At 51.7% G+C, this 23,074-nt stretch carries 17 protein-coding genes and 1 rRNA gene; 2 read left to right on the forward strand and 16 right to left on the reverse strand.

Annotated elements, in window-relative coordinates:
* The 8 genes from CF651_RS32635 to CF651_RS10250 all read right to left on the reverse strand — a co-directional run.
* Positions 1–92, reverse strand: a 16S ribosomal RNA gene (locus tag CF651_RS32635); the annotation flags it as partial.
* Positions 93–481: 389 nt separating this feature from the next.
* Positions 482–2,500: an NAD-dependent DNA ligase LigA gene (gene ligA / locus CF651_RS10220; protein ID WP_094014758.1), complete on the reverse strand. Its 2,019-nt coding sequence runs from the start codon at positions 2,498–2,500 to the stop codon at positions 482–484.
* A gap of 224 nt (positions 2,501–2,724) precedes the next feature.
* A complete protein-coding gene (gene pcrA, locus CF651_RS10225; RefSeq protein ID WP_094014759.1) occupies positions 2,725–5,079 on the reverse strand; it encodes a DNA helicase PcrA in 2,355 nt (784 codons plus the stop codon).
* A 27-nt stretch (positions 5,080–5,106) separates the two neighbouring features.
* Complete coding sequence (pcrB, locus tag CF651_RS10230) at positions 5,107–5,817, reverse strand: heptaprenylglyceryl phosphate synthase (RefSeq protein ID WP_094014760.1); 711 nt, start codon at positions 5,815–5,817, stop codon at positions 5,107–5,109.
* Between the two features lie 449 nt (positions 5,818–6,266).
* On the reverse strand, positions 6,267–7,187 hold the full coding sequence (locus CF651_RS10235) for a spore coat protein (protein WP_094014761.1): 921 nt from the start codon (positions 7,185–7,187) through the stop codon (positions 6,267–6,269).
* 25 nt (positions 7,188–7,212) lie between these two features.
* On the reverse strand, positions 7,213–7,449 hold the full coding sequence (locus CF651_RS10240; protein WP_094014762.1) for a spore coat protein: 237 nt from the start codon (positions 7,447–7,449) through the stop codon (positions 7,213–7,215).
* A gap of 428 nt (positions 7,450–7,877) precedes the next feature.
* Positions 7,878–8,954 (reverse strand): hypothetical protein, encoded by a 1,077-nt coding sequence (locus CF651_RS10245; protein ID WP_094014763.1) that lies wholly within the window; start codon positions 8,952–8,954, stop codon positions 7,878–7,880.
* A 144-nt stretch (positions 8,955–9,098) separates the two neighbouring features.
* On the reverse strand, positions 9,099–10,286 hold the full coding sequence (locus tag CF651_RS10250) for an MFS transporter (protein WP_094014764.1): 1,188 nt from the start codon (positions 10,284–10,286) through the stop codon (positions 9,099–9,101).
* Between the two features lie 132 nt (positions 10,287–10,418).
* Here CF651_RS10250 and CF651_RS10255 point away from each other — a divergent pair, with 132 nt between their 5' ends.
* Positions 10,419–11,018 carry a TetR/AcrR family transcriptional regulator gene (locus CF651_RS10255; protein ID WP_094014765.1) on the forward strand — a complete coding sequence of 200 codons (600 nt, stop codon included), beginning with the start codon at positions 10,419–10,421 and terminating at the stop codon, positions 11,016–11,018.
* 63 nt (positions 11,019–11,081) lie between these two features.
* Here CF651_RS10255 and CF651_RS10260 read toward each other — a convergent pair whose 3' ends face one another.
* The 6 genes from CF651_RS10260 to CF651_RS10285 form a co-directional block, all read right to left on the reverse strand.
* Entirely contained in the window at positions 11,082–12,083 is a 1,002-nt protein-coding gene (locus CF651_RS10260; protein WP_094014766.1) for a DUF4340 domain-containing protein, read from the reverse strand.
* The gene (locus CF651_RS10265) at positions 12,080–13,465 is read right to left on the reverse strand and encodes a GldG family protein (RefSeq protein ID WP_094014767.1); all 1,386 of its coding nucleotides are present in this window, start codon (positions 13,463–13,465) and stop codon (positions 12,080–12,082) included. The genes CF651_RS10260 and CF651_RS10265 overlap by 4 nt, the downstream gene beginning before the upstream one ends.
* Positions 13,466–13,664: 199 nt before the next feature.
* Positions 13,665–14,375, reverse strand: coding sequence for an ABC transporter permease subunit (locus tag CF651_RS10270; RefSeq protein WP_094014768.1), 711 nt, complete (start codon positions 14,373–14,375; stop codon positions 13,665–13,667).
* A complete protein-coding gene (locus CF651_RS10275) occupies positions 14,368–15,480 on the reverse strand; it encodes an ABC transporter ATP-binding protein (protein WP_094014769.1) in 1,113 nt (370 codons plus the stop codon). Before CF651_RS10275 ends, CF651_RS10270 begins: the two co-directional genes overlap by 8 nt.
* A 383-nt stretch (positions 15,481–15,863) precedes the next feature.
* The gene (locus CF651_RS10280; protein ID WP_094014770.1) at positions 15,864–17,183 is read right to left on the reverse strand and encodes an FtsW/RodA/SpoVE family cell cycle protein; all 1,320 of its coding nucleotides are present in this window, start codon (positions 17,181–17,183) and stop codon (positions 15,864–15,866) included.
* On the reverse strand, positions 17,183–17,515 hold the full coding sequence (locus tag CF651_RS10285; RefSeq protein WP_094014771.1) for a PadR family transcriptional regulator: 333 nt from the start codon (positions 17,513–17,515) through the stop codon (positions 17,183–17,185). Before CF651_RS10285 ends, CF651_RS10280 begins: the two co-directional genes overlap by 1 nt.
* 174 nt (positions 17,516–17,689) lie before the next feature.
* Between CF651_RS10285 and CF651_RS10290 the strand changes: the two genes are divergently transcribed.
* Positions 17,690–18,118: a hypothetical protein gene (locus CF651_RS10290; protein WP_094014772.1), complete on the forward strand. Its 429-nt coding sequence runs from the start codon at positions 17,690–17,692 to the stop codon at positions 18,116–18,118.
* Positions 18,119–18,301: 183 nt separating this feature from the next.
* Here CF651_RS10290 and CF651_RS10295 read toward each other — a convergent pair whose 3' ends face one another.
* Together CF651_RS10295 and CF651_RS10300 are read right to left on the reverse strand one after the other, a co-directional pair.
* On the reverse strand, positions 18,302–19,678 hold the full coding sequence (locus CF651_RS10295) for a sodium-dependent transporter (RefSeq protein ID WP_094014773.1): 1,377 nt from the start codon (positions 19,676–19,678) through the stop codon (positions 18,302–18,304).
* Positions 19,679–19,930: 252 nt separating this feature from the next.
* The gene (locus CF651_RS10300; RefSeq protein WP_094014774.1) at positions 19,931–22,435 is read right to left on the reverse strand and encodes a U32 family peptidase; all 2,505 of its coding nucleotides are present in this window, start codon (positions 22,433–22,435) and stop codon (positions 19,931–19,933) included.
* Between the last annotated feature and the right edge of the window lie 639 nt (positions 22,436–23,074).

The raw sequence follows: 23,074 nt of genomic DNA on the forward strand, positions 1-23,074 counted from the left end.
GTAACTTCACCCGAAGGTGAAATCCGCTCGACTTGCATGTATTAGGCACGCCGCCAGCGTTCGTCCTGAGCCAGGATCAAACTCTCCATTAAAGTTGTAGTCCAACGCAAGCGTTGACTACCATAACAGAGCTTGTCTTAAGCTCAAAAATGCTGACTTGCTTGTATTTCTTAATGGCATTCAACCATCATTTGTTTAGTTTTCAAAGAGCTTTCGTTGCTTCTAACTCCATCACTCTTTTGCCGTGACAAGAATATATCTTATCAGATTTTCAAGTGAATTGCAACTGTTTTTTATTTATTTCTTTTTCTTCGTCATCCTCTGAAGCTTGTCTGTCTCAGCGGCGACAAAAAATAATGTACCACAAATCATGTGTGATATGCAACACTTTTTTAAAAAAGTTCGTGAAGCCGGTTTTTCATCCCAACTCATCACGATAATTAAAAGTGAAATAAACACTTTGCAAACAAAAAAGGAGGCACTAGGCCTCCCCTAACAGCTGCAGCAGCTCCTGTTCATCATCAATGACGCGGATGCCAAGATCCTGCGCCTTCGTCAGTTTGCTGCCCGCACTTTCGCCGGCGATGACGATGTCTGTCTTTTTGGATACACTTCCGGTGATTTTGGCTCCCATTGCCTCTAATTTTTTGCCGCATTCCTCCCGGCTCATGGAAGACAGCGTACCTGTCAGAACAATCGTTTTGCCAAAGAACGGGTTATCCGTGTCTACAACGGCAGGAGCCTCCTCACTAACGGGCTGGACACCGGCTTGAAGCAGCCGTTCGATACTGCGCTGCATGACCGGATCACGGAAAAAGCTGACGATACTTTCGGCAACAATATCACCAATATCATGAAGCAAGACGAGCTCTTCAGGTGTCGCTTGCATCAATTTGTGAAGATCGCGGTAATGATCGGCGAGCACCTTGGTCGTTGTTTTGCCTGTATTCGGTATGCCGAGGGCGAACAAAAATGAAGCAAGGTCGCACTGTTTGCTTTTCTCAAAAGCGGCCAGCAGCTTGTTGGCCTTTTTCTCGCCGAAGCGGTCAAGCTTGATCAAATCGTCGAAGGTCAGGTCATACAAATCGGCAGGGTCACGCACACCCAGCTCCTGATACAGCTGCTCTGCCGTCATAATACTGAATGTGTCGATATCCATCGCATCACGCGAGGCAAAATGAGTAATGCGCCCGATCAGCTGCGGACGGCATTCCAGCCGGTTATAGCAGAACAAGTGAGCGCCTTTCAGCTCCAACGGCGATCCGCAGGACGGGCATTGAGTCGGATAGATGATTTCCTGTCCATCCTGCTCCTCAGTAGCCTTACCCAATATCTCGGGAATGACATCGTTGGAACGGCGGATCAACACTTCGCTGCCGAGGGCGTGCTTCAGGTTTTTGCGCTCGATATCCCCGATATTATTCAATGTACAGTTCTGCACAGTGACTCCCGCAATATCGACGGGCTCGACCTTGGCCACCGGGGTGATTTTGCCTGTGCGGCCCACTTCCCATGACACGGAAAGCAGCCTCGTTAAAGCTTCCTCCGCCTCGAATTTAAAGGCTACAGCCCAGCGGGGAAATTTATCGGTATAGCCCAACACCTGACGGGTCCGCATATCCGTTATTTTTACAACGAGTCCGTCGATTAAGAAATCAAATGTATTCCGCATCGAAGCCACATTATCCAGCTCCTGCGCCACCGCTTCAATCGAATCGTAAAACTGAACGTACGGACTGACCTTAAACCGGTTCGCACGTAAAAACTCCACCATTTCCTGATGGTTCGCGAAGGTTAAGCCGTCGGTATAGCCTATATTGTAAAAGAAAGCGCTCAGCTTCCGTTCTGCCGTCACCTTGGGGTTCAGGTTGCGCAGGGCTCCTGCTGCCGCATTACGGGCGTTTTTGAGCGGCTCTGCAGCGGTCTCATTGTACTTATCCAGCACGGACAGATTCATGATTCCTTCACCCTGTATTTCAAGGATCCCTTCCGTGTAAGGAATGGTCAGCGGAATCGATCTGATCGTTTTGACCTGCGCCAAAATGCCCTCACCGACAACTCCGTTGCCCCTCGTAGCCGCCTGAACCAGCTTGCCGTGCTCATAGGTCAGATTCAGCGTCAAGCCGTCAAACTTCAGCTCGATCACAAAAGACAGCGGAGGCAGCGGCGATTCCGGATGCTGGGCATTGTAGTCGTTCACCAGCTTGGACGCACGGGTATGCCACGCGAGAAGATCCTCATGGTTCTGGGCTTTGTCGAGGCTCCAAAGACGGGAACGGTGCTTATGCGGGTCAAAGCCGCTCAGCAGCTGATCGCCTACCCTGAGCGTTGGCGACTCCGGCAGTACGGTGCCGGTTTCCTTCTCCAACGCCACAAGCCGGTCGTACAGCTTGTCATAATCGGCATCGCTGATGGACGGCTGATCCAAAGTATAGTACTGGTAATTATGGGTCTTGATTTCTTCGATGAGGGCTTTCATAGCCTCCAAGGCTTCCGTCATATAAAGAAAACATCCTCTCCAAAAGAAGTCCGCAGCTCGAATAGGGAGCTTGCGGTAAGGGCCACATCTGGATCCCGTCAAAAAAGAGCTTGCAGTAAGGACCAGATCAGGCTCCCGTCAAAGGAGCTTGTGATAAGGGCCAGATCAGGCTCCCGCCATGCGGGGACAGGCTTGCTGTTTCGGCTGCACATCAGCCAGGCATGGCCGTCAGCTTGCTTCTCGCCTTAGCTTTCTTTGGTAATCGGCGCGAATTTCGCAAGCAGCCGCTTCACGCCGACTGGCGCCGGGAAGGCAATCTGCAGCTCAGTGTCGTCACCCGAGCCCTTGATGGCCACCACGGTGCCGGTGCCCCATTTGCCATGGGCTACTTTGTCGCCCATGCGGTAGTCGGTGGCCGGCTTCGCGGCGGCACCGGAGGCTGCGGCGGGCCGTACGGCGCCCGCCGTGGCGGCTCCGCCGGCCGCCGTAGGCCGGAAGCCGGCGGCTTTAGCCGGCGCGGCAGAGCCGGCCGCGCCGAAGCCTCCAGCGGCACCGAAGCTGCCGCCGCTGCCGTAGCGGCTCTCGCGTCCGCCGCGCGAGAGGCCGCCCATCGAGGAGCGACCGCCGATGACGCCCGGCGTCACGAGCTCGAGGAGCTCCTCGGGAATCTCCGTCAGGAACCGGGACGGAGCGTTCATGTTCGTGCGCCCGAATAAGGTGCGCATGCGGGCACAAGTCAGGAACAGCTCCTGTTCCGCCCGGGTAATGCCTACGTAAGCAAGGCGGCGTTCCTCTTCGAGCTCTTCATTGTCGTTCGAGGCCCGCGAATGTGGGAAGACGCCTTCCTCCATGCCAATGATGAAGACAACAGGGAACTCCAGTCCCTTCGCACTGTGCATCGTCATAAGCACGACGGAGTTGTTGGCATCCGCCTGCTCCTCCGCAGCATTGTTCATCGAATCGATATCCGCGATAAGCGCCAGGTCCGTCAGAAATGAAACGAGGGATTTATCCTCATTGCGCTTCTCGAAATCCATCGTTACGGACAAGAACTCATCAATGTTCTCCAGGCGAGCGGTCGCCTCAATCGTTTTTTCCCGCTGCAGCTCCATCCGGTACTCGGTAAGCTCCAGCATTTTCTCCGTCAGCTCGGTCACCGACAAGTAATCGACCATCCGGTTCAGGTTGTCGATCATCTCGCGGAAGTCTGCCAGTGCATGCTTCGCCTTCGTTCCGATCTCCAGCCCATCGACTTCATCAAGCATTTCGAACATCGAAATGCCGCGGCGCCCTGCCGCTTCTGCCAAGCGGTCCACGGTTGTATCCCCAATGCCCCGCTTCGGCACATTGACGATCCGTACAAAACTGATATCGTCGGTCGGATTGGAAATTAACCGCAGATAAGCAAGAATATCCTTAATCTCTTTGCGGTCATAGAACTTGATGCCGCCGACAATTTGATACGGAATGTCCGACTTGATCAAAATTTCCTCGATCACCCGGGACTGGGCGTTCGTCCGGTAGAGGATGGCGTGATCGCTGAACCTTTTTCCGTTCGTTCTTACATTCTTATTAATTTCATTCGTAACAAAGTACCCTTCCTCATGCTCGGAATCGGCCTGGTAGAGCCGAATTTTGGGTCCGTCGTCTTTGCTTGTCCACAAATTTTTGGCCCGGCGTCCCGCATTGTTGGCGATCACTTTGTTGGCGGCATTCAATATATTGGAAGTGGAACGATAATTTTGCTCGAGCAAAATGGTCGTCGCCTTCGGATAGTCTTTTTCAAAGTTCAGGATGTTGCTGATATCGGCGCCGCGCCAGCGGTAGATGGACTGGTCGCTGTCCCCGACGACGCAAATGCGCTTGTGTTTGTCCGCGAGCATCAGGCAGAGCATGTACTGGGCCCGGTTCGTATCCTGGTATTCATCCACGTGAATGTACTGAAATTTATTCTGGTAAAATTCCAATACCTCCGGCACTTCCTTAAACAGCTGGATCGTCTGCATGATCAGATCGTCAAAATCAAGCGAGTTGTTGAATTTCAGTTTTTTCTGATACAGCTTGTATACTTTGGCTACGATCCCGTCGAAATAGTCGCCGATCAAGTTTTCCAGCATCTCCGGCGTCTTGAGTTCGTTCTTTGCCGTACTGATGGCCGCCTGAACGGACTTCGGCTCAAACTTTTTGACGTCGATGTTCAACTCTTTCATACAGTTCTTCACCACCGACAGCTGATCCCCTGAATCCAAAATGGTGAAATTCGAGGTAAAGCCGATCCGGGTAATATCTTTACGCAGGATCCGCACGCACATGGAGTGGAAGGTGGATACCCAAATATCCTGACCTCCCGGGCCTACGAGCTTGCTCACCCGCTCCTGCATTTCGCGTGCCGCCTTGTTGGTAAAAGTAATCGCAAGAATGGCCCATGGCGGGGCTTTGCGCGTCGCAATTAAATAAGCGATCCGGTGCGTCAGCACGCGGGTCTTGCCGCTTCCCGCTCCCGCCATAATAAGCAGCGGTCCGTCGACGGTTTCGACGGCTTGCTTTTGCTGCGGGTTCAACGTTTGTATCGAAGCAAATATATCCACATGTTCATTCATCGTAGTCTCTCCTAACCCTTCCCCATATTATGACGGCTGATGGGCACGCACGTCCCGTACCGCCTGAACCGTGGCCAGCGCCTGCTCCGGCTGCTCATATACGGCATTGCCGACCACAACGGTATGCGCCGCCTCCGCCGCTTGTCTGGCTTTATCCGGGCTGTCAATCCCGCCGCCGTAAAAAATCCGGGCCTGGTGCAGCAGGTCCCTCATCCGTTTCACTAGCGCCATGTCCCCGAAAGCACCGCTGTATTCTATATACAAAATCGGGCAGTGCAGCAGCCGATCCGCCATGCGGGCATAAGCTTCCACATCTTTGATATCGAGCGCAGTGTCCGCCTGTGTCATCTTCGCCGCGGTAGATTCCCCGTTTAAAATAACATAACCCTCGGTCATCACCTGGTTCCAATCCAGAATGGCCCCGTACTCGCGAAGTGCCTTCTGGTGATTCCCCACGATCCACTGCGGGTCGCGGGCGTTAAGAACCATGGGGATAAAAAATAAATCGAAGCCAGGTGCAATCGCGTCCTGGTCCGAAATTTCAAGCACGCAAGGCACCTCGTACCTGCGGATACGCGACATCAAATCGACCGTATTGTCAAAGGTCACTCCCGTGGATCCGCCTACTATAATGGCATCCGTTCCAGATAAACAAATCCGCTCCAACCATTCGTCGGACAGCTCTTTATCCGGATCCAGCTTAAATACATGACTCCATGTTGTTACATCCAAATGCAAAGGTGACAGCCTCCGTTCTATTGCATTGCACGAGCGGCGCCGACTTCATAAGCCTAAACTTCCGTCCCGCTCTAAAGTCATTCCTTCCGCTTCTTCCAAGCTCGCTTGCCTGTCTCATTCGGCACCTATGGGAATAGTCTATGCTACCATGGATACTGTGTCAAATGAGTTATGCACCCTTTTTTGGATCGGTTGAAAGGTAATTTTTGTTACGCTGCAGAGCAGGCCGAGGCAGGGCAGAATCCGGCAGTGATGAAGGTCGTTAAAGGGCCATGTCAGGGGAGGGAGGTGCCTTAGGGCTGTACCCTTTCTTGCAAATCACACAGGCACCAGCTCGCTGGCATAACTTATGCAGGGTGTTTTTCTTACGCAAAAAATCCCCCGCAGGCAGCTCCCTGCGGGGGATGGTTGGTTATCACCAGCTGTAAAGATTGGGTACTCTTTTACAGTTAGTATTTGCTGTTGTGGTTGTTGGCCTTCTCCGTGGAAATACTGGAGGTTACGCTGCTATCGGATTCGTCCGAGGCGCTCCAGTTATAGCTGTTCCCTCCACGGGATTCGCCTGCACTGCTTTCTGCACTCCAATTGAAGCTGTTTCCTCCACGAGGCTCGGTTGCCGAGGTATAGCTATCTTGCGACCCTTTGGACGCCGTGCTGCTGCTGAAGTTATTGTTGAAGCTGCTTCCGAAGCTTCCGGTGTAGCTCTGTGGCGATGTTGTCGATGCAGACTTTGCGGTACTGGCCATAGAGCCCGCATTGCCCGTGACAGAGCTGACGAAGCCTGGGCTTAATGTCGAGCCCGGCCCCGGGCTATAGCTGGGATTGCCATATCCTTGGCTGTAGCTGCCGGCCGATGATCCGCTTGTGCTGCTCTGGCCTGTGGTGCCATAGCCCTGCTGGCCATAGCCATACCCTTGTTGACCGAAGCCTTGTCCTGCTGATGTGGTCATCGGCTGGTAAGCGCTTGGCTGGAAGGCTGTGTTAGCCTGGTGCTGTGGATACGGTGCTGCTTGCGCCGCTTGGGCGAAGCCACCCTGAATCGCCTGCTGCACCAAGCCTTGCAGCTGCTCGGCCTTTTGCACTTGTTGTTGAAGCTCCTGGCCGATTTCCTGAGGGTTAGCCATTTTCACTGACCCGTAGCCGTTCAGCTGGGAAAGCACATCGAACAATTCTCCCTGCTGCTGCATCGTTTTCTGAGATAAGGCTTGGAAGGTTTGACGAATCACCGGATGCGTCGCTTCCAGAGCCGCAGTCGTATACTCACGAGCCGCACGTTTCAACTCGGATAAAATCAGATTTCCCCAATCCTGCTCTTGTATCAGGGCGGATGCTTGCTGGGACATGCTGCCGAATGAAGTTTGTTGATACATTGTCTCGCACCTCCTTATATGTTCATTAATGGGCCATCTGGGTATGCTGCTGCAAAGTTCGGAGCAGTTGATCCGTATGCTGCAGGCGGTCCTGAGCAATATGCGTCATTTTTTGCTTCAGCTGAGGCGTGTGGCAAGCGGAAATCGCTTGTGCGGCCATTTTGGCCAGCAATTCTTCATTTTTCAAGCAATCGGTTATGTAGGACAGTTCCTTGGAGCTAACCGTGTTCATGCCTTGCTGCTGCGCTTGTTGAGTAAACATCGAGAACCCTCCTTTCGTTTTGACAAAATTAGGTTGCCCAGTTTGTGGAAAACTATTTATGAACAAAGGAAAAAATTGCGATTCACGCTGCAGCGTACACAAACAAAAACTCACGACCTGACACGGCCGTGAGTTTGGCAGTTTGAAAGCTTTTATCCATTAATTACAGTGCCCCCATTAATATGAAGAAACTGTCCTGACATGTACGAGGCATCATCCGAGGCTAACTTCCTAAAGAGAACGAAACAGGCAATCGGGGCAGGCAAATCCATGTGCTACGGCTTAGGCAGCTTGGCCTGCTCATGCAAATCAGCCCTTCGCTTAAATAAGCGAGGGCTGACGATATAGAAACGCAGTCGGGTAGGCGAACTGTCTGCCCAGATGCAGATACCCTACCACGTACTACGCAGTTTTCACGGAGGGCCTTCTTACTGAGCTGCAGAAGAAGCAGCGGCAGCGCCTTCTTCCGTACGCGGCTGTTTTTTACTGTCCACCATCTTCGTAATTTGATCCGTCAAGCTGTCTTTGATCTGACTGATGAGGGAATCCTTGCTGATGCCTTTGGCTTCGGCAATTTCAGCAAGCGATTTGCCCGCCTTCAACTCGGTTTGCAGCTCTTCCTTGGTTAGTCCAAGAAGGGTAGCCAAGTTCTCTTGGTTGCCGAAGAAACCGCCGCCTTTGCCATGCTCGCCACCGAAGCCTCCAGGACCGCCTTTACCAATGCCTGCGTTCTCAATTTCCTTCTTCAAGCGATCGGACAAATTCTCCTTGCGCTTGTCCGCCTGATCCTGCGTCAACTTGCCTGCCGTTACCTCCGCATCGATAGCTGCGGTTTCGGCCGCTACCAATTTAGCCAAAAAGTCGTCTTCACTTAAGGAGGCTTTCTCCTGAGCGATTTGCGCTAATGTTTTGCCGGCCTTCAGCTCGTCTTGAATGACACTTTGTTCCACGCCAAGAATCGTTGCCGCTTCTTCAACAAGTTTCCCTCCGCCGCGCGGACCCCCTTCGGGACCGCCGCCAGGACCGCCGAAGCCGCCTTTACCCATCCCGGTGTTCTCGATTTCCTTCTTCAACCGATCCGACAGGTTCTCCTTGCGCTTGTCCGCCTGTTCCTGAGTTAACTTGCCTGCTGTTACGTCTGCATCGATAGCAGCGGTTTCAGCCGCTACCAATTTGGCCAGAAAGTCCTCTTCACTTAAGGAGGCTTTCTCCTGAGCGATTTGCGCTAACGTTTTGCCGGCCTTCAGCTCATCTTGAATGACGCTTTGTTCCACGCCGAGAATTGTTGCCGTTTTAGAGAGGAGTGGGCCGCCGCCGCGGATGCCCATGCCCCCCTGACGGTTGCCGAATTGGCCTTTGCCGTCTGTCGATTTATTCTGAACAGATGCCGATGCTGCATCCGCTGCGTTGGCTTGAGGAGTGTATAAACTTCCGACGAGGCCGCCTCCAAGTAAAAAGCTTGCTGCAATTGTACCTGTGATCATTTTTTTGCCGAATGGTTTCATAATGATTCCTCCACCTTTTTGTTAGGATTGTTCCTTACAATTCAAAGTATATAGGCGTTAACTTAAACTGGCATGAATTTCCGCTGAATGTTAACTGAGCGTTTCCTTAATAAACGATGAGCGTTTACTGCTGTCCGTAAGCAGCTATCCCTCTACCTTTTTCGGGGCCGCCATTGCAAAGCTCCCCATCCATCCTTTTCCGACCAGCACCGCAGTCAAGAACAGGATCCCGCTAGTCAGAAATAGCAGTGTGAACGAACCGTGGGCATACAAAACAGAACCAAGCATCGGGCCAAGCGCCATTCCCAAATACCTGACCAAGTTATACACGCCGATTGCAGTAGCCCTCTCTTCCGAAAAGAGCTCCGTTAAGATTACGGAAGGCATGGACATCGTTAAGCCCATTGCAAAACCAAACAAGCAAACCGCTAAAATCAAAAACGATAGAGAAGACATCGCAGTAAAAGCAAACAGGATAACCGTGAGCGCGTGGAGCAAGAAAGAATAAAAAAGGGCTCTTCGGTTGCCAAAATAGTTCTGTATCCACGTACCTAGCTTGATACTAGTAATAGAGCAGCCGGACAAGGAGAGAAGCACTACCCCCGTCTGGGCAGGCATGAAGTGATAAAGTTGGCTCAGCATTTGGGGTAAAAATACTAAAAATACAAAGTAGGCAAAACATTGAACAAAGCCGTAAAGAAGGATCGTACCGCTTATCGGATGTTTTGCGATTACACTAAAGTTTGTCAGACTGAACCTTCGTTGGCCTGAGTGCTCAGGCTTGGTCTCTGGAAGCACGGCTGCACTCACAGCCCATACTGCCAAAACGAGCACGGCAAGAAAAATAAACGCCCCTTGATAGCCGTAGTGCTGTCCGATAATCCCCCCAATAAGAGGTCCGATAGCAGGAGCAAGCATAAGGACGAGTTGATATGTCCCCATCCCCTTGGCACGGTCTTTCCCTTGAAACAAATCACCAATGACGGCTGCTGCAACTACAGGAATGACCGCCGAGCTGATGCCTTGGAGCAATCGAAAACAAAGCAATTGCCAAACGGAAGGCGCAAAAGCACATCCTAAGGAGGCGGCAGCATAGACGATAAGAGCAGGAAGAAGAATTTTTCTCCTGCCCTTTCTGTCAGCTAAAGGACCGAAAACGATTTGCATCACGGCAAGAGCCATTGTAAAAAGCGAGACGGATAAATTAACCATGTAACCGGTCGTATGCAGATGCTGTTCAACTTGTCCGAGCAAGGGGGAATACAAATTCTGGCCTAACGAGCCGACAAACGCACTAAAACCAATTAAGTAAAGAATAAAGCGCAGCTTCATAGAGCAGCTCCTCTCTTTCGTTTTTATTTAATGACTGACTATCAGTCAATAATTGCTTTTATTGTACTTCATTGACTGTGAGTCAGTCAACACGTAAAATGAAAATAAAAACATAAGAGGGGTACCTTACCGATGCCACGAATATCTAAAGATCCTGAAGTCAGACGTGCTGAAATTATGGACATGGCCATGGAGCTTTTTGCGGAGAAAGGCTTCGACGAAACGGCTGTAAGCGATATTGTGAAAAGAGTCGGCGTGGCACAGGGAACATTTTATTATTACTTTAAGACCAAACAAGAGCTTATGATTGCCATCATGGAACGCTCCATGGAGGAACAGATGGAGTTTATCCAATCCGTCGCCGATAATAAAAGCTTGTCTTCCCGGAATAAATTGGATGCCATTTTGTTCGATAAGCCCCATCATTCGGCTAGTTATATCAAAATGTTGGAATTCGTCCATCATGAGAGCAATGCCTGGATTCACCAAAAGCTAGTCATAAACAAAACAGGCCGAACCCTGCCTTATGTTGTTAAAATCCTGGAGCAAGGCAACAAGGAAGGAAGCTTCCATGTGCAATCCCTTCAAGAAACGGCGGAATTTCTTGTGACCGCGCTGAATTTCATGATGGACCCCGGTTTTTTCCAATGGACAGAGGAGGAGAAGGAGGAAAAAATAAAGAAGATGAAGCCATTGATCGGACGGTTGCTAGGCGAGGGTTTGAGGAGATAATTTAACATAAAAAAGCTCATGTCCCGAAATCGCTTCGGGCATGAGCTCTTTTCATGGAACCTTTTATTTCGCCGGTTGCGCAGGCGGGGTCTGCGCTCCGGTTGAGCCGGCAGGAGCCGGTGGAGCTCCAGGGGTTGCCGATTCCGCTGGCTGCGGTTTATCCAGCTCGGAGAGCTCTTGGATGGATGCGGATGGCACGGCATACGCCCATTCCCCACCCTCTTGGGCAACCCATACCTGTTCGCCGTCGAGCTTGCCGACATAAACCGTGGTTGCTTCCTTGCCCGCTATATCCGCCGTCTTGACCTCGACTCGGAGTTCTGGTGCGTTCAGCTTCACATCAGCGGCCTTCTTGGCCAGCTGCTCGGTCGCCAGGAACTGCAGCTTATCCAAGTATTTGCTGGAGTCTGCGCCCTTCACTTCCTGGTCGCCCAGCTTCCAATTGGCTTCATATGATTTTTTATCTGCATCGGTTTTGGTCAAGGTCCACTTATGGCCCTTCCAGTCGACGGTTAAGCCGCGGACTTGCTCGTAATCAAGCTTCACCGGACTTTTATCCATAAAATCAAGCGGTGTCTTCGCAAGAGACTTCACTTGAGAATCGCTTAGCTTGAACACCTCCGGCGAACCGCTGAACATCGCATAGTCATAGCCCTGTACAAGCATGGCATTGCCGACACTTAAGGTATGCACCGTACCATTGCTCAGCTTCACCGAAAATTGCTGCTGCGGCTTATCCAGCCCGTACTTCGCTAAATCTTTGCCTTCGGCATCAATCGTCGCGTCTTTCGAAATCGTATTGAACGAATCGATCCAACCGTTCGCACTGTAATCATTCAGCGGAAGCGGAGACGGCTTGGACATCGTCCATTTGCCGTCCTTTTGCTGCATTTCGAGCACCGTATCACCGGTTTTGACCGAATAGCTCGCTACCTCTTCCTTCTTCACCTTGGCTATAGGGGCGGCCTCAGGCTTTTTCTCCTTGAAAAAATCTTGGCTGGAAGCGTACCAGAAGCCGCCGATACAAATGATGACTAGCAGGAGCGTTGGAATGAGCCGCTTCATCCTTTTCTCCTCCTCCACCAAATCGACCCGCCGACGAGCAGGAAGAGTAATGGGAACAGCAATACGGTACCGTAGAAAATCGACTGTGCCTGCCCACCTGTAATGGCGGCTGTCGCTACTTTCGGATTCTCCCTAGGGCGAATCGTCACCTGGTCCTTCTGCTCCTGCAGCCAGCCTACGCTGTTCAAGGCAAAATCCCGGTTCCCTTGCTGTTGAATCACATCGTCTCTCAAGAACGTCGAACCGCCCAGGATGACCGCTTTGGGCTTGTTGTCTTTGGTAGATACGGCATACCCAAGGTTCAGCGGACCCTTGATATCTTTATCATCTTTGCCGTACTTGTTTTGCAGCAGCTGGGCAATGTCGGTCTCACCGAAGGCCTGGTCTGTCGTTTTCAGGATCGCTGTCGAAGGATAATTGTCCACCGGTGCCGAATTCAGCGCAACGGCCAAATTCATCAGCGTAAGCAAATTCGAATCCTGAAGCTTTTTCGTAATATCATGGGTACCATACTCAGGAATAATAGTGAGCGGGCTGAACAGCTTGCTTTGCTTCGGTTCGATCGCCACAGCGTGCTGATCCTGGATACCATAGACCGAAAGAAGCCCATCGATATTTTTCCACTTGGTTGCCATATCGTTATTGAAGCCAAGCGCTATATACAGCTTACCCTTGCCGTTCAAATATTCCTTGATGACTTCCGCTTCCTTATCGTTCAAGTCCGATTGCGGACCGATAATGAACAGGGATTGCGCGTCATCCGGAATTTTGCCTTCCCGCAGCAAATTTAAATCTTTAACCTCGTAGTTCTCTCCTTCCAGCCCGCTCTGCCACAAGGTCATTTGATTTAGAGGCAGCTCATTATGACCGGACAGGAAGTAGACCTTCGTCTTGTCTTTCACATTCAGGTTCACCAGCGCTTGCGTCAGCTTCTGCTCTCCGCTGAACTGATACTCGCCTTGCGATTGCCCCTGCTGGAACATTTCGTAGTAGTTGATCGACTTCTTCTGCGTTCCGCTCTCGACGACGAGGCTTCCCGACGGATCTACTTCATACTGCTGGGCAATCTCGGGATTTTTCTCCAGATCATATTGATCGAATACGATCTTCCCGTTGCGCTTCTTATATTCCTGTACCAGCTCGGAGACCTGGCGGCTCATAAGCGGATCGGTCTGGGAGCTGGTAAAGGCGATCAAATGCACGTCTTTGTCGAGCGATTTTAGCGTCTGCACGGTCTGATCGGATAAGGTAAATTGTTTATTTTGCGTCAAATCGATCTGCATCGTCTTCGTTGAATTCAGAAAGATCGTCAAGACGATGAAAATACCGATCACCGCAAGCGATAGCACGACCGCGTTCGTGCCGCGAATCCACTTGTTCAATGGTCTTTCCCCCTTAGAGCTTTGCGTAGCAAAGCTGTCTTCGAAAGCGTGGTCTGAGCTTTGCGCAGCAAAGCTGTTATCTTCGAAAGCATAAGCTTAAGCCGGATACAGCAGGCAGCAAATGATGACAAGCTGGGCTGCATTTCTCCAGCAGGTGTTATGTGATGCCGTCTTACATGAACTTAAACGAAGACGGTCCTTATCTCCAACGTTTTCTTTCGAGCACCTGGATGCTCAGCACGATAAACACGATAGCCAGCGTCACATAAAAGAGAACGTCGGCAAAGTTCAGCACGCCTTTTTGCAGGTTGTTTCCCCGGCTCACAATGGAAAACATGCCCAAATAATCTTTGATTTTGCCGCCTACCGTATCGCCAAGCCAATCAATCGTCCAGAAAACCAGCAGCAGAGCAATACCCAGCACACCGGACACCATCTGGTGTGAAGACAGGGACGAGGCAAACAGCCCAATAGCCATCATCGCCGCTCCAATCAGGAACATGCTCAAAAAGGACAACCAAAGCACCGGTTGATCCAGCGTACCGTAAGCGCTCATAATGAGCGGATACAGCAAGCACCCGCCGACCAGCAGCAGCTGTACGATCAGAGTGGACAAATATTTGCCGACCACGATCTCGGTGATGCTAACAGGCGAGGTGAGCAGCAGCTCATCCGTTCCTTGACGCAGCTCGTCGGATACGAGACGCATCGTCAGCAGCGGGATCACCAGCAGATACAAGAAGCTGACCGGACTCGACACCATCCGCACATCGATCATCGTCGAGTACAGGAAGTTCGAGCTGAACATATAGCCGACAATCAGGAAAAAGAACGCGAACGCCACGTAGGATGTCGGCGAGTAGAAATACATTTGCAGTTCTTTCTTCGTAATAGCCCAGGTTCTACGCATGCGGCGTCACCTCCTCGGACTCGGCAGACTCTGCTTCGCTCTGTACGGCGGGATCGGCTGCCGGCTCGTTCGTCGTCAGCTTGAGGAAGATATCCTCGAGACTCAAGCTTTCCTTCTTCATGCTGAGGATCGGAAACCTCCGCTCTGCCATGCGGTAAAAGATCGCTTCGCGAATGTCCGCGCGGTCCTTCGCGGACACAAGCACCTTGACGGTCGACGGCGCCGCGTCGACCGAGGCGTCCGCGCCCGCACCGGACTCGGGCGCGTCAAGCTCCGGCTGCGACGCGTCCGCAGCCGGCACGACTGCCGCTGCCTTCAGCGGGGCAGCGGGTTCTTCCGCCAGCGGCTTCACGCTGGCGATCTGCTCCATGCCGCGCAGCTCGGCCATAATGGCCTCGCGCGGCCCTTTGACCTCGAGCGAGACCTCGAACGTCTCGCCCATCGAATGAGCAAGCTGGTCGGGATGACCGTCCAGCACGATGCGCCCTTGATTGATGATCAGCACGCGGTTGCATAACGCGTTGATCTCAGGCAGGATGTGCGTGCTCAGCAGCACGGTATGGTTTTCCCCCAGCTCACGAATCAGCTGGCGGATTTCGATAATTTGCTTCGGGTCGAGGCCGGATGTAGGCTCGTCCAGAATAAGCAAATCCGGGTTGTGAAGGATCGCCTGTGCCAGCCCCATCCGTTGTTTGTAGCCTTTGGACAGGCCGCGGATCACCTGGCGTTCACGGCCCTGCAGCCCTAGCCGGTCAATGACCTCAGCGATGCGGAGCTTCTGTTCCTTCACCGGGATTCCGCGCAAATCGGCGATAAACTCCAAATACGATTTGACCGTCATCTCGGGGTATAGCGGCGGCGTCTCAGGCAAATAACCGATCTTTTGCCTTGCCTTCTTCGGATGATCGGCCATGGATAAGCCGTCAATCGTGATGGACCCCAGCGTAGGATTCAAATATCCTGTAATCATCCGCATCGTGGTCGTTTTGCCTGCACCGTTGGGCCCGAGAAATCCTACAATTTCCCCACGGCTCATTGAGAAATCGATGCTGTGGACCCCTCTTTGGTTCTCGTACAACTTACTGACCTGTTTGACTTCAAGCACGCCCTCAAACCTCCATTCGCAACAAAAAAATACCTACTAACCACCATATCCAGTTTTGTGTCAACTTAACCACCAACAATATACAGTTGAAACAATAATGCGAGATTAAACAAATCTGAAAATTAGCTTAAAAATATGTGTCCAAATTGTGACTGTCGCAGTTGCACCCGTATGCAGCGCCATACTTCGCGTCGGGAGCTTGCGCGCGATGCGAAAAGCAGTGCAAAAATAAGAAGCGAAAAAAAGACTATTCCCATGGCCGCCCTAAAGGAATAGTCTTTTTCATTGAAGCAAACATTGAGCTTTGCTGCTCACTCAGCCGTTTCTTCTATTAATATAGCTCCCTTTTCTTACCTTCCGTCTTTTATCCGAGAATAGGATACTTAAGCCTTGCTGCGCACCCGAATCATATCCTTGCGCCGATACACACCGAGAATGAGCCCGAGTGCAGCCAGTTGAATCACAATCTGGCTTCCCCCATAGCTAATGAAAGGAACACCGATGCCCAAGATCGGAAGCAGGCCAAGCGACATCCCCAAGCTCCAAATGAATTGAACAGCGAACAAAGCCGCAAACCCGCTCACAAGCAGTTTGCCGTAAGGATCCCGTACCTCCACAAACACATGAACCATTTGGTGGATCAATAATACGGCTCCCAGGAGCACAATCCCCCCCGCAACCCAACCAAGACTATAAATAAGATACGTAAAGACGGTATCCGTATGAATCATGGGCAATCGGGTCGTCACCGAAGCCAATCCATGCCCCCACCAGCCAGCAGTTCTTACGGCATGATCAATTTGTATGTACATGTATCCGGCTCCCAATGGATCGCTGTGCCGGTCGAAAAAAGCCGCAAGCCTCATAGTTATATAATGTAGCGAAGAGAGATACCAAGCCGTCAGCACACCTGCTGCCAGCATCGACGGGATCAGCTCCCTCCAGCTTCTCCGTGAGACAGCGAATAACACCAAGTAACCAAACCCATAAATGAATAAAGAACTGAAGCTGCGTGAATAAATAAATAAACTGGCAGGTACTGCTACAAGAAGCAATTGCTGCTGCCAGACCGACCTTCTGCTGTTATCCATCTGCAGCAATATTCCTGCAGCCGCCAAAATAAGAGCGTAGGGGCTGATAGCTATCCAGTTGACGCTCAACCCGCCGATGGCAACATAAGCGCGCATCCCATTGATCGTATGGCCAAAGCCGGCAGTTCCAAGCATAAGCAGGATGGCTCCGGTATACAAGACCCAAGAATACGACTGGAGCCGCCGATAGTCCACAAAAAAGAACACAGCGGTCAAGACCAGACCTATCCCGGCAAATACCGCTTGTTTTTGCAAAAAGCGTGCTGGGAACTGCTTATAAACACTGTCTTTCATCGCGTCGTAGCTAAGCTCTACCGCATACATAGCGAACAACGAAATCACCAGAAGCAGAACCAGGCCGCCGATCAGCCCCCAAGCCACCTTCGGCTTATGTACTTGATTCAGTCCCGCTCCGACGGTCTCCGGATCGCCCATCTGCGCCACCGCCCACTGTACAGCCTCCTCCTCATCCGATCCTTCGCTGCGCTTCAACGCAATAAGATCGTCCAGATGATCCGCCATCTCCTGTCTGATTTCCTTGTGCAGCTCCCGCGCCTTGACTTCCCTGCATACGGAGGACAAATATTGCTCAACTAACAGGTGTTTGTCCATCAGGCATTCCCCTCCCCAAGCACACGGTCCACTGCATTACGGAACAGCCGCCATTCCCTTTCCTTCTCCTGCAGCTTGCGCCCCCCGTCATCGGTTAACCGGTAATATTTCCGTTTGCGTCCTTCGACCTCGGACCAATAAGCTTCTACCCAGCGCTCCGCTTCCATCGCATGAAGAATAGGGTAAAGTGTTCCCTCCTTCAAAACGAACGTTCCGTCAGAGCTTCGTTCGAGCTCCTTAATAAGCTCATAGCCATAGAGATCCTGCCGATCCAACAACTTGAGAATCAGCGTCCCCGTACTGCCCTTCAGCAGCTCCTTGCCCACCTGCAATGCATTCAACTCCTATACCTAGATTATCTATACATAGTATATCTAGGTATAAACTATTTTACAAGTTCTCTAGCAGAAGAAAATAGACAAAGGATCTCTACAATTTGTCCATTTCAACGATGAAATGCAAACATAGAATACACTATGTAGTGGAAAGGGAGGTGAAAATAAACCATGAGTAAATTAATAGATGCAAGAACCTCTCAAAACGCCAGCTATGCCAACTCTATCGCTATCGTTAACCTCGTTATCAACACGCCTCAATTGGTTGGTCAAATCGGCCTGATCACTGAAGGCGTAGGTGCCAAACCCCGTGTGCTTCTCAACGGTACGCTTGCGGTTCAACTGCCGCTGCTGCCGTTGCTTACAACCGTGACTATTACAATTGTGAGAGGAACTCTACCGACAGACCCACTCGTATATTCCGCAGCTCAGAACCTGGATCTCTCCATCCTTGGCCCTCAAATCTTCACAGTAGCCGCTGCCGACTACTTGCCGCCGATCACACCACAGCTGACATACAGCATGTTCGTATCCTCCAGCCTTCTCGGCACGATTCGTGTTGGCCCTGAGTCTTTCAACGGTACATTGGTATCCGACTAATACCATTTCTATGAAAATACCCCGAAGACAGCTCTCCGGGGTATTTTTTCGTAGGTTCCTATCGAAGTTTCGAACCACGTTAAGCGGTATGTCTCCCGTTTCCTTGCAATCTTAACAAATAGAATTAACCGTCTCTTTACTTAGCATGTATTCGCTTATGCTCAGCGGTCATCTTCTTCCGTTCTATTCCACGTGGATCAGACCGGAAGAATATAAGAAAATCAATACCACCAGCACCGGTGCGATGTAACGAACCACGAATATCCAAACCCGGAAGACAGGGTGAGAAAGATTTGCCTCATCCCCTGCTTTTTTCCATACATACCCTGTGAACAAAGTAACGATCAGTCCACCGAGAGGAAGCAAAATATTGGAGGCGACGAAATCCATAAAATCAAAGATCGATTTGCCCGCTATCGTATAGTCTCCCAATACCCCTCCAATGGACAAAGCCGAAGGAATGCCGACCAAGCAGCACAGCACCGTGGTCCATAGGGTCGCCTTTTTCCGACTCCAGCCCCATTTATCCATGACATAAGCGACGGGAACCTCCAGCAGTCCCACCGTCGACGTCATAGCCGCAACGGTCAACAGCGTGAAGAACAAGCCCCCAAACAGATTCCCGAGGGGCATAGCGGAGAAAGCAGCCGGCAGCGCCATAAAAACAAGCCCTGCACCTTGTGACGGTTCAATGCCAAAAGCAAAGGACGTCGGAAAAATAATAAGGCCCGCTACGAGCGCATACAGCAGATCGCCAAACCCTACGGCCGATGCCGCCTGCCCCAACGACTGTCTTCGTTCCACATAGCTTCCGTACGTGATCATCGTCCCCATTCCCAGAGACATGGAGAAAAATGCGTGACCCAGCGCTACAAGCACCGAGTCGGTCGTCAGCTTGGAAAAGTCCGGCTTCAGAAAAAATTGGACGCCTGCCATCGCTCCAGGAAGCGTTAAAGCCCTTACCATCAGGATGACAAGCAGGATCAGCATCCCCGGGATCAGAACCTTGTTAAATTTCTCAATCCCTCCGGAAACCCCTCTGGCTACCACCACGCCGGTTAAAAACATGACCACGACCTGCCACAGCACGGGCATGCCGCCTGCCGCAAACGAAGTGAACCGGTGGGTATAATCCGTATCCTGGAACAGCACATTCGAGAAGGAAATAACAGCATAATGGATGGTCCAGCCTGCAACCACCGAGTAGAAGGATAAAATCAGAAACGCACAAATAATCGATAGAAAGCCCAGCTTCCCCCAAGGGCCTGACTTGGAAAGGCGTGTAAAGGAGGTGGAAGCATTGCCTCGTCCCCCGCGGCCGATCGTAAGCTCCGCCAGTAATACAGGCAAGCCGACTACCAAGAGACAGAGGATGAACAATAAGAAAAAGGCGGCTCCGCCATATTTCCCGGTAATATAGGGGAACTTCCACATATTACCTAGTCCAACGGCGCTGCCGATAGCCGTCAAAATGAAGCCCGAGGAGCTAAAGCGTTCCTGCTCCGGGTTTAGGGTGGAGTTACCTTGAACGGATGAAGGTCCTGATGAGTGATTCTGCATGGTGATCTCCCTTACTTGTCAGTTAAATGTTGTGTTGGTTCGATACTAAAAACAGGCAGTATCATACCCTCTTTTCCGACTCTTGTCTATGGGGAAATTTGTTAAAAAATTTGAATTAGATGATATTAGCATTCGATAAGAGCTCTTGGTTCATACCTTCAATAGCAATTTCGTTAGCGCTATAAAAGCAAGAAAAAAGCGGCTGCATACAAGAAAGTAACCCCCCTTGTACCAGCCGCTTGCATAATAAGCCTATTTAATTAATTGACCACGGGTCACACCCAACTGATTCGTCGCTTTCAAGGTTTTCCACACCTGCGTGCCGCTGATTTCCCCCTGAAGTGCACGTTGGTACAAATCGATCACCTCATGCACCTTGTCGGCAGATTCCTCCAGGAACTCTACGCGGAACGTAGTAACGCCCAGCTCGCGGAAGTTCCGCAAGTACTCCGCTCCCGATTGCTCAATCGCGTTATACACGGTATTCCGGCAGCCTTCATCCACACGTACCGGGTGGGACATGCCGACCCGATCCTGCAGCGACACACGGTGGTCCTCACATGGACGCCCGCAGTTCGTGTAGTCCGTCCCCTCACTTAAGAACGTACAATAAACGCAGTGCTCCGTATGGAACATCGGCATATGCTGATGAATAACGACTTCCAGCTTCGAGGTATCCGCTACCTCCAGCAGATCGACCATCTGTTGAATGTTCAGATCATACGAAGGGGTTACTTTATCCAAGCCCGCTTCCAGGAACAGCGCCGCTGTTTTATGGTTTGCGATATTGAGCGAGAAGTCGCCGATCAGCTCCGGATGGCGGTCGTTCAGACGCTCTTGGCGCTGCTTCATATAGTAATACACCGCTCCGGTATTACGAACCAATACAGCATCCGGCTGCAGGTTCGTGATGTTCTTGAAGTAGCCGGTTTCTCCCGGCATATGAATTCTCGGCGTCGCAAGCGCAATGCGCTTGCCTGCCGCACGAGCCGCTTCGATCGCAGCCGGAAACTGCTTAATAAATTCAAAGTCGGCGTAAATCATATCGACGTCGGTCTCTACCGCCGCCTGTACCTGCTCCAGTGTGCGGCACAGAACGGTCAGCCGCGCCTCTCCTGCGGCAGCCCGCTTCTGCGGTACATCCGCGAGCACGTCAACGCCCCGCTTGACGTAAGCTCTAGGACGCTGTCTCGCTGCCTCCAGCTGCTCCACCGCACGGCGGCGCATGCCGTTCAGCTCGCGCATCGGCACGATCAAGTCGCCGTTCAGCTGCACTTCCAGCTGGTCCGCCGCCAGCTCGAAGATCGTACCGCCGAGCCGTCCGAACTGCTCCTCGAACAGCGCGGCGTCCATCGGACGCTTCTCTGCCTGCACAAGCGCAAGCTCGGACTCCACCTGTACGGTATGACCTGTTTGCAGGTCGGTCCAACGGCTTTTAAGCGGCTCGCCGAGTGTCCCGGTTACCCGAACGGCTACCGGGAACGTGCGGTACGGCTTGTCGGTTTCGAACGATTGGCGCAGCCGCTTGTCCAGATGCGGATCGTTCGTCTTCCAAATCCGGTCCCCCACATGAACACGGCTCAGATTCACATCGTTGCGGCCTGCAACGATTTCAATCAAGCCGCCGGGAGCCTCGCCCTCGATCTTCACGCCCTTGCGCCGAATATCATAGACGCGTCCGCCCTCTTCCTTACGCGTCGGATCGCCCGCATCGAAGCAGATGCCGTCGCCGCGCTTCACCGGCGCTTCCAGCTCACAGACCACGCCGTCGCGCAAAATTTGCTTCACCCGGCCTAGATACACACCGCGGCTTTTCGGGTAGGTGCCTTCCACCAGCTGCTTGTTGTTCGTCCCTTTCAGGAAGCCATACGTGAAGCCGCGGGAGAAGCTTTGCTCCAGCTCACGCAGCTCTTCCTTCGTCGGCTTCGCCTCGCCGGTTTCAAAGTACCGGTCGATCGCCTTCCGGTATTTGCTGACCACGTTAGCTACATATTCAGGGCTTTTCAGACGGCCCTCAATCTTGAATGAAGTCACTCCCGCTTCGATCAGCTCGGGAACAAGCTCCAATGCGGCCAAGTCCTTCGGTGACAGCAAATAAGCAATGTCGCCCATCGGCTTTTGCTCCCCGTCAACCATCAAATCGTACGGCAAGCGACAGGCCTGCGCGCATTCCCCTCGGTTCGCCGAGCGTCCGCCCCACATCTCCGACGTCAGACATTGACCGGAGTAGGACACGCAAAGCGCTCCGTGCACGAACACTTCCATCGGCAGCTTCGCCTGATCCCCGATCTGCTTAATTTGCTTCAAGTTATTTTCACGCCCAAGAACGACACGCTCTATGTCGAACGGCTTTGTGAACTCCACCGCCTCCGGCGAAGTGATCGTCATCTGTGTGGACCCGTGAATCGGGAAATCGGGCGATAAATCCCGGATCATTTTGACCAGACCAAGGTCCTGCACGATCACAGCATCGACACCTGCATCGATACAGGCTTCAATCAGCTTCTTCGCATCATTCAGCTCATCCTCAAACACGAGAATGTTGAACGTCAAGAAGCCTTTCACCCCATATAGATGAAGGAACGACATAATATCCGGCAGCTCGTCCATCAAAAAGTTGTTCGCACGCGCACGCGCATTGAACTTTTCCACTCCGAAAAAAACAGCGTCCGCCCCGTTGGCCACCGCCGCCCTTAAGCAATCCCAATCGCCGGCCGGCGCCAGCAGCTCAATATCTGATTTTTGTAGCTTCATCATGCTTCATTATCCTCCGAATGCTTCTCTATTCCTATCTACGAGTATGGACAAAAAGAAACAGTTATTTCTATTGCCCGCAATATCCCCGACAGCTTCGATAAATCCATATAAGATGTAGTATCTATCTAGTGTAACAGAAAACCGCCCGCCAAAGCGAATGAAACCAGCAAATGGCAGACAAACCCGAAACCACGAAGCCCTTGCGTCACGGGCAAGACTCCCAAACAAGAAAAAGCCCTGGCTGACCGTACGCCAGGTCACGAATGACACGGTTGGCGGATACGGCCAGATAGGGCTCTCGGCAGCAGCGGAAGCTGCATCTATGTAGTTATTCATGCTCTTCACTTGCTCTGAAACGAAAGCCGGTGAATAAGGATGGTATATATTACTTGTCCTTCTTCGCGTGGGAACCATCACAGTTTCCTTCCGCGTTTTGCGTGTTGCCACAAGCGCATTTGCCCATACTCGAACCCTCCTTCGCCTAGAATGACCAGGAAACGATAGCACGTCCATCGCGTCCCTTGCAGTAAACTGCTTCTTGAAACCGATTATATCTTATCCACTTACTTTTGTACACCTTGTAATTAAAAATTAGTAAATGAAAATGATTATCCTTCTCAGCATTCTCCTCATCGTCGG

Source organism: Paenibacillus rigui, from assembly GCF_002234615.1.
In the GTDB taxonomy this organism is placed as follows: Bacteria; Bacillota; Bacilli; order Paenibacillales; family NBRC-103111; genus Paenibacillus_S; species Paenibacillus_S rigui.